The 16,972-nt window shown below is 62.6% G+C and carries 13 protein-coding genes and 1 tRNA gene; 7 read left to right on the top strand and 7 right to left on the bottom strand.

Annotation, left to right across the window (positions count from 1 at the left end):
• The first annotated feature begins 32 nt into the window (after positions 1 to 32).
• Positions 33 to 1,436 carry an NAD(P)H-dependent flavin oxidoreductase gene (locus tag JV18_RS0103550; protein ID WP_033073441.1) on the top strand — a complete coding sequence of 468 codons (1,404 nt, stop codon included), beginning with the start codon at positions 33 to 35 and terminating at the stop codon, positions 1,434 to 1,436.
• A gap of 85 nt (positions 1,437 to 1,521) precedes the next feature.
• On the opposite strand, the gene JV18_RS0103545 is transcribed toward JV18_RS0103550, so the two are convergent.
• Positions 1,522 to 2,520, bottom strand: a complete 999-nt coding sequence (locus JV18_RS0103545; RefSeq protein WP_033073440.1) for a 2-hydroxyacid dehydrogenase — start codon at positions 2,518 to 2,520, stop codon at positions 1,522 to 1,524.
• A 149-nt stretch (positions 2,521 to 2,669) separates the two neighbouring features.
• Between JV18_RS0103545 and JV18_RS0103540 the strand changes: the two genes are divergently transcribed.
• Positions 2,670 to 3,155, top strand: coding sequence for an SH3 domain-containing protein (locus JV18_RS0103540; RefSeq protein WP_033073439.1), 486 nt, complete (start codon positions 2,670 to 2,672; stop codon positions 3,153 to 3,155).
• A 122-nt stretch (positions 3,156 to 3,277) separates the two neighbouring features.
• Positions 3,278 to 4,255, top strand: coding sequence for a phosphatase PAP2 family protein (locus JV18_RS0103535; RefSeq protein WP_081944664.1), 978 nt, complete (start codon positions 3,278 to 3,280; stop codon positions 4,253 to 4,255).
• 47 nt (positions 4,256 to 4,302) lie between these two features.
• Here JV18_RS0103535 and JV18_RS0103530 read toward each other — a convergent pair whose 3' ends face one another.
• Together JV18_RS0103530 and JV18_RS0103525 are read right to left on the bottom strand one after the other, a co-directional pair.
• Entirely contained in the window at positions 4,303 to 4,770 is a 468-nt protein-coding gene (locus JV18_RS0103530) for a hypothetical protein (RefSeq protein WP_033073438.1), read from the bottom strand.
• Positions 4,771 to 4,970: 200 nt separating this feature from the next.
• The gene (locus JV18_RS0103525; protein ID WP_033073437.1) at positions 4,971 to 6,158 is read right to left on the bottom strand and encodes an acetyl-CoA C-acyltransferase; all 1,188 of its coding nucleotides are present in this window, start codon (positions 6,156 to 6,158) and stop codon (positions 4,971 to 4,973) included.
• Positions 6,159 to 6,337: 179 nt separating this feature from the next.
• Here JV18_RS0103525 and JV18_RS0103520 point away from each other — a divergent pair, with 179 nt between their 5' ends.
• Positions 6,338 to 7,780, top strand: coding sequence for a coniferyl aldehyde dehydrogenase (locus JV18_RS0103520; RefSeq protein WP_081944663.1), 1,443 nt, complete (start codon positions 6,338 to 6,340; stop codon positions 7,778 to 7,780).
• Positions 7,781 to 7,876: 96 nt separating this feature from the next.
• Here JV18_RS0103520 and JV18_RS0103515 read toward each other — a convergent pair whose 3' ends face one another.
• Entirely contained in the window at positions 7,877 to 8,929 is a 1,053-nt protein-coding gene (locus JV18_RS0103515; protein WP_052071702.1) for an AI-2E family transporter, read from the bottom strand.
• A gap of 175 nt (positions 8,930 to 9,104) precedes the next feature.
• Between JV18_RS0103515 and JV18_RS0103510 the strand changes: the two genes are divergently transcribed.
• The 3 genes from JV18_RS0103510 to JV18_RS0103500 all read left to right on the top strand — a co-directional run bounded on the left by JV18_RS0103510 (position 9,105) and on the right by JV18_RS0103500 (position 12,813).
• Positions 9,105 to 9,189, top strand: a tRNA-Leu gene (locus JV18_RS0103510).
• 216 nt (positions 9,190 to 9,405) lie between these two features.
• On the top strand, positions 9,406 to 11,751 hold the full coding sequence (locus tag JV18_RS0103505; RefSeq protein ID WP_235302831.1) for a transketolase: 2,346 nt from the start codon (positions 9,406 to 9,408) through the stop codon (positions 11,749 to 11,751).
• 132 nt (positions 11,752 to 11,883) lie between these two features.
• A complete protein-coding gene (locus JV18_RS0103500) occupies positions 11,884 to 12,813 on the top strand; it encodes a hypothetical protein (protein WP_052071701.1) in 930 nt (309 codons plus the stop codon).
• A 6-nt stretch (positions 12,814 to 12,819) separates the two neighbouring features.
• On the opposite strand, the gene JV18_RS0103495 is transcribed toward JV18_RS0103500, so the two are convergent.
• From JV18_RS0103495 to JV18_RS0103485, 3 genes are all read right to left on the bottom strand, one after another.
• Positions 12,820 to 14,328 carry a lipopolysaccharide biosynthesis protein gene (locus JV18_RS0103495; RefSeq protein WP_081944662.1) on the bottom strand — a complete coding sequence of 503 codons (1,509 nt, stop codon included), beginning with the start codon at positions 14,326 to 14,328 and terminating at the stop codon, positions 12,820 to 12,822.
• A 47-nt stretch (positions 14,329 to 14,375) separates the two neighbouring features.
• Positions 14,376 to 16,097, bottom strand: coding sequence for a sulfatase-like hydrolase/transferase (locus JV18_RS0103490; protein ID WP_052071700.1), 1,722 nt, complete (start codon positions 16,095 to 16,097; stop codon positions 14,376 to 14,378).
• 135 nt (positions 16,098 to 16,232) lie between these two features.
• The gene (locus JV18_RS0103485) at positions 16,233 to 16,715 is read right to left on the bottom strand and encodes a GNAT family N-acetyltransferase (RefSeq protein WP_033073435.1); all 483 of its coding nucleotides are present in this window, start codon (positions 16,713 to 16,715) and stop codon (positions 16,233 to 16,235) included.
• Positions 16,716 to 16,972 lie beyond the last annotated feature (257 nt).

The raw sequence follows: 16,972 nt of genomic DNA, 5'->3' as shown, positions 1-16,972 counted from the left end.
ATAGGTCATTGGTGGAGAGAAAGAGGTTTATAGTGTTCAAAGGTTTACAGCCCATCCTTTACGGCGGACGTGAAGTCTGGCCGCTGGTAGAGGGTGGCAAAGGCGTTTCTGCTACCAATCATATGTCGAGTGGGGCGTGGGCCGCGGCGGGCGGGATTGGCACCGTGTCGGCCGTCAATGCCGACAGCTATGATGCCGATGGCAACATCATTCCGCAAATTTATCGCGGCGCGACGCGGCGCGAGCGGCATCAGGAACTGATTCAATATGCCATCGACGGCGCTGTCGAACAGGTGAAGCGCGCCCATGATATTGCGGGCGGCAAGGGCGCGATCAATATCAACGTCCTGTGGGAAATGGGCGGCGCGCAGCAGGTGCTGGAAGGCGTGCTCGAACGCGCCAAGGGCCTCGTCACCGGCGTCACTTGCGGTGCCGGCATGCCCTACAAGCTCAGCGAGATCGCCGCGAAGCATAATGTCCATTATCTGCCGATCATCAGTTCGGCGCGCGCTTTCCGTGCGTTGTGGAAGCGCGCCTATCACAAGGTCGCAGATTTGATGGCCGCGGTGGTCTATGAGGATCCCTGGCTTGCGGGCGGTCATAACGGCCTATCCAATGCCGAAGACCCGCTGAAGCCGCAGGACCCTTATCCCCGGGTGAAAGCGCTGCGCGACACGATGCGCGCCGAAGGCATTTCAGACGATGTCCCCATCGTGATGGCTGGCGGTGTCTGGTTTTTGCGCGACTGGGAAGATTGGATCGACAATCCCGAGCTTGGCCAGATTGTCTTTCAATATGGCACGCGCCCGCTCCTGACCGAGGAAAGCCCGATTCCGCAGCAGTGGAAAGACCGGCTCCGTACCCTCGATGAAGGCGATGTTCTGCTGCACCGCTTCTCGCCCACCGGCTTTTATTCCAGTGCTGTTCGCAATCCCTTCCTGCGCGACCTTGAGGCGCGGTCTGAGCGTCAGATACCCTATTCGAAACAGGAAGCGGGCGATCATGTCGTCCAGCTCGATGCCGGGGTAAAGGGCAAGAATTTCTGGGTCACCCCGCACGACCGTGATCGCGCGCGCGACTGGGTCGCCGAAGGCTATACGGCGGCGCTGAAAACGCCCGACAATACTGTGGTTTTTGTGACCGAAAGCGACCGCGAAATCATCCGCAAGGATCAGGCCGATTGCATGGGCTGTCTGTCACACTGCGGTTTTTCATCTTGGAAAGACCATGATGATTACACCACCGGCTATCTCGCCGATCCGCGCAGCTTTTGCATTCAGAAAACCTTGCAAGACATTGCGCACCATGGCGATGTCGAGCAAAATCTGATGTTTGCGGGCCACGCCGCCTTCAATTTCAAGACCGACCCCTTTTATTCCAACAACTTCACCCCCACGGTGAAGCAACTTGTGGACCGCATCCTGACGGGGGATTAAAAAGCGTTGCCCCCGCAAAGGCGGGGGCCGCAACTGGAGGACTAAGCATCGCAGCCTCGCCTTCGTAGAGGAACGCCTGTTTCGCTTAAACCCAGCCCTCCAGCACCTGGTCCGGCGGTCTGTGGCCGTCGGACCAGGCGCGGATATTCGCGATCACCTTTTCGCCCGATGCCTCGCGCCCCTCAATCGTGGCGGAGGCCAGGTGCGGCAGGAGCACGGCGTTGTCGAGGGTCAAAAGCTCCGGATTGACGTCGGGTTCGTTGGTGTAGACATCAAGGCCGACGCCCGCGATCCGGCGCGTTTTCAGTGCTGCAATCAGCGCTTTTTCATCAATAATCTCGCCGCGCGCCGTGTTGATCAGATAGGCGGTGGGCTTCATCGCCCCGATGCGCGGCGCGTTGATCATCTCATGCGTTTCATCGGTATGCGGGCAATGGATGGAAACGACGTCGCTGATCCGCAGCAGCGTGTCGATGCTCGCATGATAGCTTGCGCCCAATTCCTCCTCGAGTCCCGCGGGCAGGCGCTTGCGATTATGATAATGGATCGACAGGCCAAAGGCGCGCGCGCGCCGCGCGACCGCCAGCCCGATGCGCCCCATGCCGATGATGCCGAGCAATTTGCCGCCAACCCGGTGACCGAGCATCGCGCTCGGCGCCCAGCCTTCCCATGTGCCTGACCGCATCAGCTTGACGCCTTCGGCCAGGCGGCGCGGAACGCTGAGGATCAGCGCCATCGTCATATCGGCCGTATCCTCGGTAAAGACGCCGGGGGTGTTCGCCACCATAATCCCCCCAGCGCGCGCCGCCGCCAGGTCGATATGATCGACCCCGGCGCCGAAATTGGCAATCAGCTTCAGTCGATCTCCGGCCGCTGCAATCACCTCGGCGTCGATCCGGTCGGTCACCGTCGGCACTAGTACATCGCATTCGCTTACCGCCTTTTTTAGCTCGCTCTTGGAAAACGCATGGTCCTGCGCCGACAGGGCGACATCGAATAATTCAGCCATGCGCGCCTCGACATGCGGCATCAACTGGCGCGTGACGATGACGCGCGGGCGTTTCGGGCGAGGTGAATCGGACATGGCGTCGATAGAGCGCGCGCCGTCGCGGGGGTCAAGAGGGTTGGGTGGCAATGGTCGGCGCGGGATGGGGTGCCAAAGCCTGTTGATAAGTCGCGCCCATGGCGGCCTCCCCGGTTGATAAAAGGGGTGGAGTTTGACAAGGCAGGCAGATGACTAAACGTCTGTTTCTGTTTTTCGCCGTGGCCGCAAGCGCCACGGCGGCGCTTGCCCTCTCGCACGCAACCCCGCTCGCCGCGCAAAGCGCCGATCCCGAACTGCCCTATTGGGCGTCGATCAGCGTAGATCAGGCGCGGATGCGCAAGGGGCCGTCGCAGGATGTGCCCGTGATATGGGAATATCGGCGCAAGGATTTGCCCGTAAAGGTTATCGCACGCCACGAAAATTGGCGCAAAATTGAGGACCCCGACGGGACGCAGGGCTGGATGGCGGCACGGCTGCTGAGCCGCACGCGCACAGCGATCGTGACCGGGGCGATCCGCCCGATGCGCGCCGAGGCCGATGACGGCGCAGCAGTCAGCTACCGTGCTGAACCGGGCGTCGTTGGCCGGATCACGGAGTGTCAGAATGACTGGTGCCTGCTCGACGTAAAGGGCCGAAAGGGCTGGATTCGTACCGACCATATCTGGGGCGATTAAGTCTGGTCGTCCCATGGGAGGATGAAGCGGGGATGCGCCACCCGGCATCTCGGACCATGAAATGCCTCACCCAGCCGTCCTGATTAATCGAATTTTTGCCATAGCAGGATAGGGGCAGGCGCATGAGTTCCATGCCGCTCCCACGATCCCATCCAGGCTATGATGATGCATCCTGGCTATTGGTGGCGCTGTGTCTGCTATTATTGGCCGGTTTCCAGATGGTGCAGCCCTTCGGTATCCGGGCGGGAGCGCTGGTATCCGCGGCTTTGGTCATTTGCTGCCTGCAGATAGGGCAATATTTTTACACAGCTCACCGCAAGCGCCCCGCCTTGGCGGCGCTGTTCGCGGCCATGTCGCAGATCATCCTCTTTTCTATCCTGGGCTTGCTGCTCAGCTATATGGTGGCGGCGCGCGGTGGGGCGTTGTGGGATGCCGAATTGACACGCTGGGATCAGGGGCTGGGGCTCGATTGGCTCGCCTATCTTGGCTGGATCAACGCCCGGCCGCTGCTGGGAAACCTGTATCACTGGGCCTATGTCACCCTGATCCCCCAATTGGTCGTGCTGCTCATGGCTTTGGCCGTCACGGGGAGAGATCGGCTTTTGCGGAGAGTCGCCTGCGCATCGATTCTTTCAGGAATTCTCGCTGTGCTGATTTCCGGCTACTTTCCGGCGGCGAGCAATTTCGTGCACCTGAATCTGCGGCCGGAGGATTTTCCCAATCTTCACCCTGCGGCCGCCTATATTCACTATGCTGATTTCACTGCAGTGCGGGCGGGTTCGCTGACCATGCTCGATATCGGGACGATGCAGGGTATCATCACGTTTCCAAGCTATCACGCGGCGCTCGGAGCCATTTTTATCTGGGGCTTCATAAAGCTCGGACCATGGGGTTGGCCGGGCGCGCTCTGGGCGTCGCTGATGCTCGCCGCCACGCCCGTGGACGGCGCCCATTATTTTGTCGACGTCATCGCTGGTGTTGCTCTTGCCGTGGCTTGTATTGCTCTTTCCGACCGCCTGGTTTCGGTCCCATGGCTTCGGCTGCTGACACAAAAACGGGGTGGCAGGCGAAGCGGGCTTAACCTCGCCGCTTCCAATTAATTGTGCGGGGGACCGGGCATCGGGCCAGCTCCCCCGCGCTATCCGCCTCAGCGCCAGCGGAAATGGTTGTGATAAACGCGCATTACGCGTCCACTGCGAACATTGACGAGCAGCAAATCGTTATAATGGCGGACATAAGCAAGATTGCCGTTCGCGCGCGGTACACCCCAGCGGCTGTCGTAATTCAGCCGATAGGTCGGGGCATAATAGGTTGGCCGCAGGACCGAACCCACCCGAAACTGCTGATAACGGAAAGGCGCCCGATAATGGCTGTAACGCTGGTCGCGGCGCCAGTCGCGCTTGCTGTCGCGCAAATCGCGGCGTGCATCATGATATTCGCGGCGTTCCTCGCGAATATCCTTGCGATCGCCATGGCGCAGCGCCTGGTTATAGTCGCGCCGTTCTTCGCGTACCTCGCGCCGGTCCTGCCGAATTTCACGATTTTGCGCCTGCGCGGCGGCGGGCAGCATCATTGCGGCGATCAGGCCGGCGGCAAGAAATTTGCTCTTCTTCATATGCCTATCCTTTCAGTCCGTCGGGGGAGGGGAACTGCCCGATGACAGGGAAAGGATTAGGCGAGGCCTTTTGAACGAAGGCGGAATGCCGCGTTTATCTTCGGGTCATCAGTGTCGCAAATTGTCGCGGAGAGCTGGCGGGTAGGCGCGCGCGATCATCACTGGACCGTGCCCCTGCCTTAGCAGGGGCACAGATTGTTTCAGACCAGTTCGATCGCCACTGCCGTGGCTTCACCGCCGCCGATGCACAGGCTGGCGACGCCGCGCTTCTTGCCGTGACGCTGGAGCGCGGCGATGAGCGTGGTGATGATGCGCGTGCCGCTCGCGCCAATGGGGTGACCGAGCGCGGTCGCGCCGCCATGGACGTTGATCTTGTCGTGCGATATGCCAAGGTCGTGCATCGCGAACATTGCGACACAGGCAAACGCTTCATTGACTTCGAACAGATCAACCTCGTCGATCGACCAGCCCGCCTTTTCCAGCAGCTTGTTGATCGCGCCGACGGGGGCGGTGGTGAAATCCTTGGGCTCCTGCGCATGTGCGGCATGGGCGACGAGCCGCGCAACGGGCTTTACCCCCTTGGCGTTGGCGACCGACTGGCGCGCCAGAACAACCGCGGCGGCGCCGTCGGAGATCGAGCTGCTGGTCGCGGCGGTGATCGTCCCATCCTTGGCAAAGGCGGCGCGCAGCGTCGGAATCTTGTCGGGGCGGCCCTTGCCCGGCTGTTCGTCGGTATCGACGACGACGTCGCCCTTGCGGCTGCTGATCGTTACGGGCGTGATTTCGGCAGCAAAGGCGCCGTCGGCGATGGCGGCTTGGGCGCGGCGCAGCGATTCGATCGAATATTGGTCCATCGCCTCGCGGCTCAACTGATAGGCATTGGCGGTGTCCTGCGCGAACGTGCCCATCGCGCGGCCCGCGTCATAGGCATCCTCGAGCCCGTCGAGGAACATATGGTCATAGGCGGTGTCGTGCCCGATGCGCGCGCCCGAGCGGTGCTTCTTGAGCAGATAGGGCGCGTTCGTCATCGACTCCATGCCGCCCGCGACGATCAGGTCGACGCTGCCCGCGGCAAGCGCCTCGGCGCCCATGATGACGGTCTGCATGCCCGAACCGCAGACCTTGTTGACCGTGGTCGCCTGCACCGATTTGGGCAGGTCCGCCTTGATCGCCGCCTGCCGCGCGGGCGCCTGGCCGAGGCCGGCGGGAAGGACACAGCCCATATAGATGCGTTCGACATCGTCGCCCGAAACGCCAGCGCGCTCGACCGCCGCCTTGACCGCCGCCGCGCCCAGATCGGTCGCGCTGGCATCGGAAAGGGCGCCCTGCATGCCGCCCATCGGCGTGCGGGCAAAGGAGAGAAAGACGATCGGATCGGTCGCGGTCATGGCAAAAGACTCCAGTGAATATGATTTTGGCGCCCGATTAGCGTAAATGCTGCACGTGCGAAAGGGGCGGGGCTTGCGCGAGGCTCTACGCGAAACAAGGTCGAAGATGGGCAGCGCGTTGCATCTTGCAACCCGCCCGGCTTCATGGTCAAACGCCAACACCGATCAGGGAGGGCGCGATGAGCAACGACATACAAGGTGAAGCTGAACGGATGCAGGCGGTGCTCACCGCGCAAAAGGCCAGCTTTACCGCCGCCATGCCCGAGGCGCTGGGTGTACGGCGCGACCGTATCGACCGCGCCATCGCGCTGCTCGTCGACAATGCGGAGGAATTTGCCCGCGCGGTGAGCGAGGATTTCGGCCATCGCAGCCGCGAACAGACGCTGATGACCGACATCATGCCTTCGGTCAGCGCGCTGAAACATGCAAAAAAGCATATGGCGAGCTGGGCGAGGGGCGAGAAGCGCAAGCCGACCTTTCCGCTCGGCCTGCTGGGCGCCAAGGCCGAGGTGATGTTTCAGCCCAAAGGCGTCGTCGGGGTCGTCGCCCCGTGGAATTTCCCCATTGGCATGGTGTTCGTGCCGATGGCGGGCATATTGGCCGCGGGCAACCGCGCGATGATCAAGCCCAGCGAATTTACCGAAAATGTTTCGACGCTGATGGCGCGTCTGGTCCCCGATTATTTCGAAGAAAACGAAATGGCGGTGTTCACCGGCGACGCCGATATCGGCATTGCCTTTTCCAAGCTCGCCTTTGATCATCTCATCTTCACGGGCGCGACCAGCGTGGGGCGGCATATAATGCGCTCGGCGGCAGATAATCTGGTGCCCGTGACGCTGGAGTTGGGCGGAAAATCGCCGACCTTCATCGGGCGCAGCGCGAACAAGGGTCTGGTGGGCCAGCGGGTGGCGCTGGGCAAGATGATGAACGCCGGGCAAATCTGCCTCGCCCCCGATTATCTGCTCGTCCCGGATGATCAGGAAGCGGAGGTGATCAACAGCGTGACAAAAAGCGCGGCGGCGCTTTACCCCAGCCTGCTTGCAAATGACGATTACACATCGGTCGTCAACACGCGCAATTATGACCGGCTGCAATCCTATCTCGCCGACGCGCGCGAAAAGGGCGCCGAGGTGATCGAGGTCAATCCCGCGAAGGAGGATTTTGCGAGTGCCAACGGCCATAAAATGCCGCTCCACATCGTGCGTAATCCGACCGACGATATGAAGTTGATGCAGGAGGAAATCTTCGGCCCCATCCTGCCGGTGAAACGCTATGGCCATATCGACGAAGCCATCGACTATGTGAACGCTCACGACCGACCGCTCGGCCTTTATTATTTCGGGCAGGACAAGAGCGAGGAGGAGCGCGTACTCACCCGCACCCTTTCGGGTGGTGTCACAGTCAATGACGTGCTTTTCCACAATGCGATGGAGGAACTGCCTTTTGGCGGCATCGGCCCGTCGGGCATGGGCCATTATCACGGGATCGACGGTTTCCGCACCTTCAGCCACGCGCGCGCCGTCTACCGCCAGCCAAAGCTCGACGTTGCCGGGCTGGCGGGGTTCAAGCCCCCTTATGGCAAGGCGACCGCCAAGACGCTGGCGAAGGAACTGAAGAAATAGCGACGCCGCGTTCACCGGATACCTCTTCGTTCATGGCGAATGAAGTCCCCGTTCGGGTCGCGCGAAGTCGAGACACCCGGCGAATAAGCCTGCGCCTCAATCTCGTCCGGCCACCTTGATATCCTTGCCCAGCAATGTCTTCACATAAAGCCGCTGCACCAGCACAAAGACGACCACGGTGAGCGGCGCGGCGAGCAGTACCCCCAGAAAACCGAACAGTAGCCCCGCCGCAACCACGGCGAAGAGCAGCACGGCGGGCGGCACATCGACCGCCTGTTTCTGGATCATCGGCTGGAGGAAATTCCCCTGTATCTGCTGAATGATCAGGAACAGGATCAGCGTCCACAGCGCGGTTGCAGGCGACACGGTAAAGGCAAGCAGAACGGCGGGAATCCCTGCGATGATCGGCCCGATCATCGGGATAACGTCGAGGAGCCCGGCGATCAGCCCAAGCCCGCCCGCCGCGGGCACGCCCAGCATCGCCAGCCCCGCCCAGGTCAGGGCCGCGACGACCAGCGAGGAGACGCCCTGTCCGATCATCCAGCCGCGAAGCCCGTGCCCCGCATCATCAAGCGCCTGCGCGGCGGTCGGCTCCGCCTTGCGCGGGATGAGCAGCAGCAACCCGCGGCGATAGGTGGCGGGGTCGCTTGCCAGAAAGATCGCGCCGACCAGCACCAGAACGAAATCAGCGAGGCCGCTGCCCGCCGCGAGCGCATAGCCGCCTGCTTGCGAGAGCAGATCGGACAAATCGGCGCCGCCCACTTGCGCCAGGCTGCGGACCCGTTCGCCCCAGCCATAGCGATCAAGAAAGGCCTCCACATCGGCCAGCGCGTCCGGGATCGATTCCCGGATTGTCGCCATTTCCTTGCCCAGTTGGGACCCGAAAAGGGTGAAGACCCCGGCAAACAGCGCGACGATTCCTATCACCGAAAGCGCCAGCGCCAGCGGCCTTTTCATCCCCGTGCGGCGGCACAGCCAGCCCGCAATCGCGCCAAAAACCGACGCCAGCACGACCGCGGCAAAGATCAGCAAGAAAAAGCGCGTCAGCTCAACAAGCAGCCACGCCGTTCCGACAATGGCGATCACCGTCAGCGTCGCACTCGCAACGCGCGCCGAACCAATGGGCGAGGGGGTTTCGCTGTCCTTCATCGCGCGCACCTTAGCTGCGCCATGGGCGGGCGCAAGCGGCTCGCGACGGGCCGCGCGCAGGAAAGCAACCCGTACGGCGGAAATGTGAGGACTGGACGCCGCGCCCCTTTTTGTGGCAACGGGCTGCGCTCAGCGGTGCGGGGGACAGAATCGATTCCCTTGTCGCCGTCCACGGGCCCCTGTGGTGAAATTGGTAGACGCGCTCGACTCAAAATCGAGTTCCGCAAGGAGTGCTGGTTCGAGTCCGGCCAGGGGCACCATCCACAAAATGCGAGCAATCGCTTCCTTCCTTGCCGATATTCCGTGCCTCGCCATTGGCCGCGCTGCGCGTTTTTTCCGTCCTGGAATTTGCTGACGCAATCCCAGGCTCTTTCGCAATTTTCTGCCGATAATTCTTATTTCGAATGCCGTCGTTGAAAGGACAAAAGCGGCCGAAACGGCTATGAGAGGCAGAGGAAAATTGCAGAGGATTTGGTGTGACAACGAAGGGTATTGGCGCAGAGCGGCAGCATCGCATCGGCGCTATCGAGCAATTGGAACAAAGGCTGTTGTGGCTCTCCTCCTGGATGATCCACCATGCCAATCATATCCGTCCCAAGCGCGACGGGCTGAAGGTTGGCGGTCATCAGGCGAGCTGCGCGTCGATGACCACAATCATGGCGGCGCTCTATTTCCACGCGCTGCGCCCCCAGGACAAGGTGGCGGTCAAGCCGCATGCTGGGCCGGTTCTTCACGCTGTCCATTACCTGCTGGGGCAGCAGACGCGCGAGCGGATGGAGCGGTTTCGCGGCCTTGGCGGGGTGCAAAGCTATCCCAGCCGGACCAAGGATGTGATTCCTGTCGATTTCTCCACCGGATCGGTGGGGCTGGGGGTCGCCATCACCGCCTTTTCCTCGCTGGTGCAGGATTATCTCATCGCCCATGGCCAGCTTCGCGAGGAAGCGGCGGGGCGGATGATCGCGCTGATGGGCGATGCCGAACTCGACGAAGGCAATATCTATGAATGCCTGATCGAAGGGTATAAGCATGACCTTCGCAATTGCTGGTGGGTGGTCGATTATAATCGCCAGTCGCTCGATGCGACCACGGCTGATCGCATGTTCCGCCGTTTCGACGATATTTTCGAAACCTGCGGCTGGCGCGTTATCACGCTGAAACATGGCAAATTGCAGCGCGAGGCATTTGCGCGCCCCGGCGGCAAGGCGCTGGAAGACTGGATCGACAATTGCCCCAATGCCGAATTTTCGGCGCTGACCTTCCAGGGAGGCGCGGCGTGGCGGCAGCGGCTGGAGGCCGATATCGGCGCCAGGGCGGGGGTGAAAAAGCTGCTGGACAGCTATGATGATGATGCCCTCGCGCGGCTGATGACCAATTTGGGCGGCCACTGCGTCGAAACGCTGATGGATGCGTTCGACAGCGCCAATGACGATCGCCCGACCCTGTTCATCGCCTATACGGTCAAGGGCCATGGCCTGCCGCTCGCGGGGCACAAGGACAATCATTCGGGGATGATGAACCCGACGCAGATGGAAGCCTTCCGCACCGCGCAAGGCGTCGCGCAAGGCGATGAGTGGGAACCGTGGGGCGGGCTGGGCGACAATGCCGCCGCGCAGCTTCAGGCCTTTGTCGAGACCAGCCCGCTCGCGCGCAAGGCGAAGGAGGCCGAGGCGCCGTCCGTGCCCGTCCCCGCGCGGCTGCCGGTGCCCGACGGCGCCGAACAATCGACGCAGGCCGCCTTTGGCCGCATCCTCCTCGATCTGGCCAAATCTGGCGAGGAACTCGGCGACCGCATCGTCACCACCGCGCCCGACGTCACGCAGACGACCAATTTGGGCGCCTTTGTCAACCAGCGCGGGCTTTTCCGGCGGCAGGAGCTTGCTGACGTTTTCCAAAAGGCGAAAATCCCCTCGGCGCAGAAATGGGCCGCCCATGCAGCAGGCCAGCATATCGAGCTTGGCATTGCGGAGAATAATTTCTTCCTGATGCTCGCCTCGCTGGGGCTCGCCGCGCCGCATTTCGGCACCCGGCTGCTGCCTGTCGGCACCGTCTATGATCCCTTCATCGCGCGCGGGCTCGATGCGCTCAACTATGGCTGTTATTCGGACGCGCGCTTCCTGCTGATCGGCACCCCGTCGGGGCTGACGCTGGCGGCCGAAGGCGGGGCGCACCAGTCGATTAACACGCCGCTGATCGGCATGGGCCAGCCGGGGCTGACCTGTTTCGAGCCTGCCTATGCCGATGAAGTCGCGCTGCTCATGCGCTGGGCTTTTGACAACATGCAACGGCCCGAAGGCAGCTCGGTCTATCTGCGCCTTTCGACGCGCACCATTCCCCAGATCGCGCGCGCGGATGACGCGTGGGAAGAGGATGCGGTCGCGGGTGCATATTGGCTCCGCCGTCCCGCACCCCGCGCCGAAGCCGCCATCGTCTTTTCCGGCGTCGTCGCGCCCGAGGCGCTGGCGGCATGGGAGGAACTGGCCGACGATATTCCGGGCCTTGGCCTCCTCAACGTCACCTCGCCCGACCTTCTTCACCGCCAATGGTCGGCGGCGCGCGCCGCGCGCTGGACAGGGGAGGGCGACAATCGCTCGCACATCGAACGCCTGCTGGACGCCCTTGCCCCCGGAGCCTCGCTGGTGACGGTGATCGACGGCGCACCCGGTGCCCTCTCGTGGCTCGGCGGGGTGAAGGGAATGCGGGTAAGCCCGCTCGGCACCGACCGCTTCGGACAGACCGGCGACCAGCCCGATCTTTATCGCGCCTATCGCCTCGACAGCGAGGCAATCATCGACGCGGCGGCAGAGCTTTTCCTGAACGCGTGAAGCGGCGCGGCGTGGGCGAGGGCTGACGCGGAATAACCATTTCCGCTAACCCCTTGCCCGCGCCGCATCCCGTTATGAGATGCCTGCCCGCTCCCTCTACCCACGCGCATTGCTGCGTGATAAAGCGCGCGCATGAAAAGGGTCGTCAAGAAACTCAACGAGATATGGAAAGAGCGCCGCCATCATCAGGTGGCGCGCGCCGTGCTCAGCACCCCGCCCCTTACCCCGGCGGATGATGGGCTGGTTCTTTTCTCGATGATCGGGACGCGCGTGCTGCTTCCCTATCTGGTCGCGGTCAAATCGCTCCATGCCCGGCTGGGGCGCGGGCGCGTCATCATCCTCGATGATGGCACGCTCACCATGGGCGACCGCGCGATTTTGAACGCACAGCTTGGCGACCCGCAAATCCTCTCGATCCACGACGTCGATACAGGCCCCTGTCCGCGCGGCGGGACATGGGAAAGGCTGCTGACCCTGCTCGACCTGCGCGCGCAGAACTATGTTATCCAGCTCGATTCTGACACCGTCACGCTCGGCCCGGTTGATGAGATTGCCGACGCCATTGCCGCCAACCGCAGCTTCACGCTGCGCGGCGATGCTGACTCGCGGATCATGCCTTTTGCCGAAATGGCGTCGCTGACCGACGACGCCGACTATCTCCACAATCCGAATGCCCATGTGCAGGGGGCGGTTGAAACCGGGCTCGACCGTGTGCCGATGCCGATGCTCGCCAATCCGCTCTATGTGCGCGGCTGTTCGGGCTTTGCCGGCTTTGCCCGCCGCGAAGGGGGCCGCGCGCTGGCGGAAGAATTTTCGAGAGGCGCAACCGCGCTTCTCGGCGCCGAGCGCTGGGCGCGCTGGGGTAGCGAGCAGGTGACATCGAATATGGTCATTGCCAATGAACCCGATGCGCTGCTCCTCCCCTATGATCGCTATATGAATTTCTGGAACGAGGGCGTGCCGGACGCCGCCGTCTTCGTCCATTATATCGGCACGCACCGCTATACGGGCAGCCGCTATATCGACGACACCCGCGCTGCCATCGCCCATCTGGCGGGATAGTCGGGGCTAAGCCGCCGCCTGCTTGCGACCACGGATCATCTCCACCAGCCCCCGCGCGGTATCGCGCGCGAACAGCGCCATCCACAGCAGGTAAACCGTTCCGCCCAGCGGCACCAGCACAGCAAGGCGCAGCGGCTCGCTCATCATGGGCAGCGCCCGGTCGGCCAGCGTCACCGCCAGCGCCATGACGCCTGCGGCAAGGACCGGCGGCGCAAGGGCGCGCAGCAGGGTCAGCGGCGCCAGACCGATCACCGGCAGCGCCCGCGCAAGCGCGAGCAGCAGCAGCAGGGGATAGGCAAAGAGCCACGCCCAGGCGATGCCCTCTATCCCCCACCGCGCCGCGAACAGGAAGGTTGCGGGCATCAGCAGCGCACCCGCAATCGCATTGCCCGACGCTATGCCGGGACGCCCCAGCGCGTCGGTCGCGGGCTGGAGCAGAGTAAAGAGCGTCCAGAAGGGCATGGCGAGGGCCAGCGGCAGAATGAGGGGAATGATCTCACGCCATTTTTCGCCGAGCAGGGTGATCACCAACGGCTCGGCGACGGCGGCCAACCCCAGGAAAAAGGGCATGGCGGCGACCATGATCGCGCTCGCGGCGCGCGCAAAGCCCCGCGCCAAGGCGGCGGGGTCGTGCTGCATCCGCGAATAGGCGGCAAACGCCACTTCATTCAGCAGCGGCACGACCTTGTTGTTGAACAATTGGGTCAGCATCAGCGCGGTGGTGTACACCCCGACCAGATGCGCGTCGAACCAGCGCCCGGCGACCAATATGTCCGACTGGGTCTGGGCAAAGGCGAAAATCTGCCCCATCGCGACCAGCCCGCCATAGCGGGCGATGCTGCCCACGCCCCGAAAGTCAAAGCTCGGCCACATCCAGCTTTGCGCCGCGATCGTCAGCCCCAGCGCGCGCGATGCGAACATGGCGATCGGCGCCCAGACGAGCGCCCACACGCCCCAGCCCGCATAGGCGCCGCCCAGCGCGACAATGGCACCGATCACGGCGGAGACCAGATTGACCTGCGCCTGCCGGTGAAATTCCAGCGCGCGCGCGAGCTTGGCATAGGCGAGCGAGGCAAACGGAATGGTGAGATAGAGCAGCGCCTGCACGCGCAGCAATTCAGCCACCATCGGCTCGCGATAATAGGCCGCCGCCAGCGGCGCGGTCAGTATCTGCGCGAGGGCGAGGCCCAGGTTGAGCAGGATGAGCAGTCCGAAAATCTTCCGCATTTCCTTTTGCCCGATCTCGGCGCGCTGGATCGCCGCGCTCGCCAGCCCATGGCCGTTGAGCATGGTGAACAGCATGATCATCACCTGCGTCAGCGCGAACAGGCCATAATCTTCGGGCGTCAAAATGCGGATGACGAGGAAAGTCGAGGTCCAGGCGATCAACTGCCCGGCAATTTGCGATCCCGTCCGCCAGATGACCGCGCGCCGCACCTTCTGCCCGAAATCCGCCGATGCCGGGGACGGCGCGGGTTCGGCCTCGCTATGATCGGATGGAATCGGGCCTGACATGGGCGCGTCCTAGCATGGAAAATTGCGAAATGCGCGGCGGCATAAGGTCATGGGGTCGGGGCCGGCGAAGGGGATTTTTCGTCATGGTCGCTCGCGGGCGGGCGCGCAATCGCCGCGCGCCGTACCGCGACCCACTCCGGCTGACGGCCCAGCCGCGCGTGGAACAGCGCGTTGAAACTATTGGCGTCCCGCGACGGAGCATCCAGCCCCTCGCCATAGATTTTTCGGACCGCCGCCCTGTCATAGCCCATGGCGGTGAGCAGGGTGGGGAAAATGCGATAATGGCTCGATGCGTCGAAATTGCGCTGCGCCGCTTTCTGCCATCGGCCATGCGTGTCGATAAGGACGAGCGGCACCGCCCCTTCTTCCGCTGCCGGGGCGGGGCTGCAATGGGTGGTGGTGCCATCGCCGCCACGCTCATGCAGATTCTGGCCATGGTCGGCGGTATAAAGGATCAACCCGCGGTCGATCCGCCCGTCGGACAGAAGCCGCTCGAAAAAGGCGCCGACCGTCCAGCGCAGGCTGTTGCGATAGGCATTGCGATAGCTCCGCCACACATCCGCGCCGCTATACAGGTTGGCGGGCAATTGCATTTCGGCAACCTCGACATTTTCGCCGCGCGGCAGGGCGGGGCGATAAATATGGGCGCTGTCGGGATATTTGTCGGCGACCGGGAAATGCGCCCCCATCTTGTTCACCAGAATAAATTCGCGTCGATCGTTGGCAAGGGCGCCGACTAACGCATCGGCAACCGCCATGTCGCGGTGAAGCACGGGCGTATCATCAAACTGGATGAAATTGTCGATATGGCGGCGCTCGGCGTCGTCCATGCCATTTTGATAGGCGCCGCCGGTGCGCTGGGCGTCGATATAGACCGTCGCATAGCCGGCTCTTTTGGCATAGGCAAAGATGGAAGGGCGCACCGCGTTAATCTGTTGATAGGCGCGGCGGGTTCCGCCGTGGCGCAGCGTCAGGTTGGACCCGAAACTGCAATGGGTGATGGATGCGGCGAGGCCGAAATTGGCGACATGCACGCCCGGCGGCGGTGCGGCGAGGCCGGATTGGACACCCGCCGGGTCATTAATGTCCAGATAGCGGCCCGCAATGCTTTCGTCGATGATCAGGATCAGGTCGCGTGGATCCTCCTTACCCGACCGGCCAAGCTTGACCGACTGCCGAATAGCCGCAGGCAAGGTTGCTGCTTCATAGACAAAGAGCGAGGAATAAGCCGCCCCGACCATGGCGCTCGGCAATCCGCGCGCGCCTTCGCCGCCCCGGAAAAAGAGCAGCAGCGCGAGCAGCGCAACCCCGCCAAGGGGAGCCAGCATGGCGATCGTCCGGGGCATAGGGCGCCAGGTGCCTGGACGCAGCCCGATACCGAGCAGCAGTGCCGCCGCGCCCAGTCCGGCCCACAGGATGGCGCGCCCATGCTGGGCCAGCGCATCATCGGCAAAGCCCGCCGACAGGATCATGGTGACGAATAATTCGTAACTCATGGCATCGGCGGTCGCCGTGCGGATGGCATTGACCAGCAACTCCCCCGCCGCCAGCAGCAGGGCGACGCTCCAGCGCACCGCACCCCGCTCGATAAAGGCTGCAACCCACAGCGTCGCGGCAAGCAAGCCATAGAGGCCGATGTATAAAAGCAGGCTGGGGGAGAGGCCCAGCGAGCCTATGCGGGCGCCCATGGCCGGATAATCGGCTCCCAACGCAACAAGGAGCAGCAGCGTCTTCAGCAGCGCCCTTTGGTCAAACAGCCCTGATCCCATGGTCCCCGTCACTTGTCCAAAGCATGCGCTCTAGGGGCAAGAGATTGACAAGGGGTTGCCACCCCCTGGCGGCGACGTGCTCCCACGGCCTTTCGCGGGCGAAGGGGACGGGTAGAAGGCGAGGGCTGTCGCGGACTACAGCGGACGATAAAGGATCAGTGCGTCGACATCGCCTTCGGCCGGATGAGCAAAGGCGCCGGGCAGGCGGCCCACGACCGAAAAGCCCATCGAAATCCACAGCCGCACCGCGCGAACATTGGTCGATACGACGAAATTAAACTGCATCGCTCGAAAACCGCGTTGCCGGGCCTCGTCCATCGAATGGGCGCACATGGCGCGTGCCACGCCGCGCCCTGACGCGGCCGCGGCCGTCATGTAACCGCAATTGCAGACATGCGCCCCGCCGCCTGCCTGGTTCGCGCGCAGATAATAGGTGCCGAGGATCGCGCCATCCGCTTCGGCGACAAAGGTGAACTTGTCCGCGCCGCACCAATAGGTAAGGGCGGCGTCGCGTCCCATATCGCGGTCCAGCGTATAGGTGTCTCCGGCACGGATAACCGGTTCGATGATAGACCAGATGGCCGAATGATCTTCGGATTGGGCGGCGCGAATCAGCATGGCGGGCAGATTAGCGCCCTCTCATTTCCCCGCAATAAGAGACGAAAATTATGTGCCGAATCACATGATTGACTTCTCCGGTTATGCCCTTAGATTGGCGAAATAATCTTATCCATTTGATATATATGAAAAATATATGACAATGGCACATGTTCGCAATGGATGACTGATCCGCCGCGCCGAAGATAATCCGAAAACTCCGTGAAATCGGGAATAAACTTCGCCTTTCCGTCCAAAATAGAACGCACCTTCGGAAG

Source organism: Sphingopyxis sp. MWB1, assembly GCF_000763945.1.
Classification (GTDB): domain Bacteria; phylum Pseudomonadota; class Alphaproteobacteria; order Sphingomonadales; family Sphingomonadaceae; genus Sphingopyxis.
This window is presented reverse-complemented; position numbering and strand designations above follow the sequence as displayed.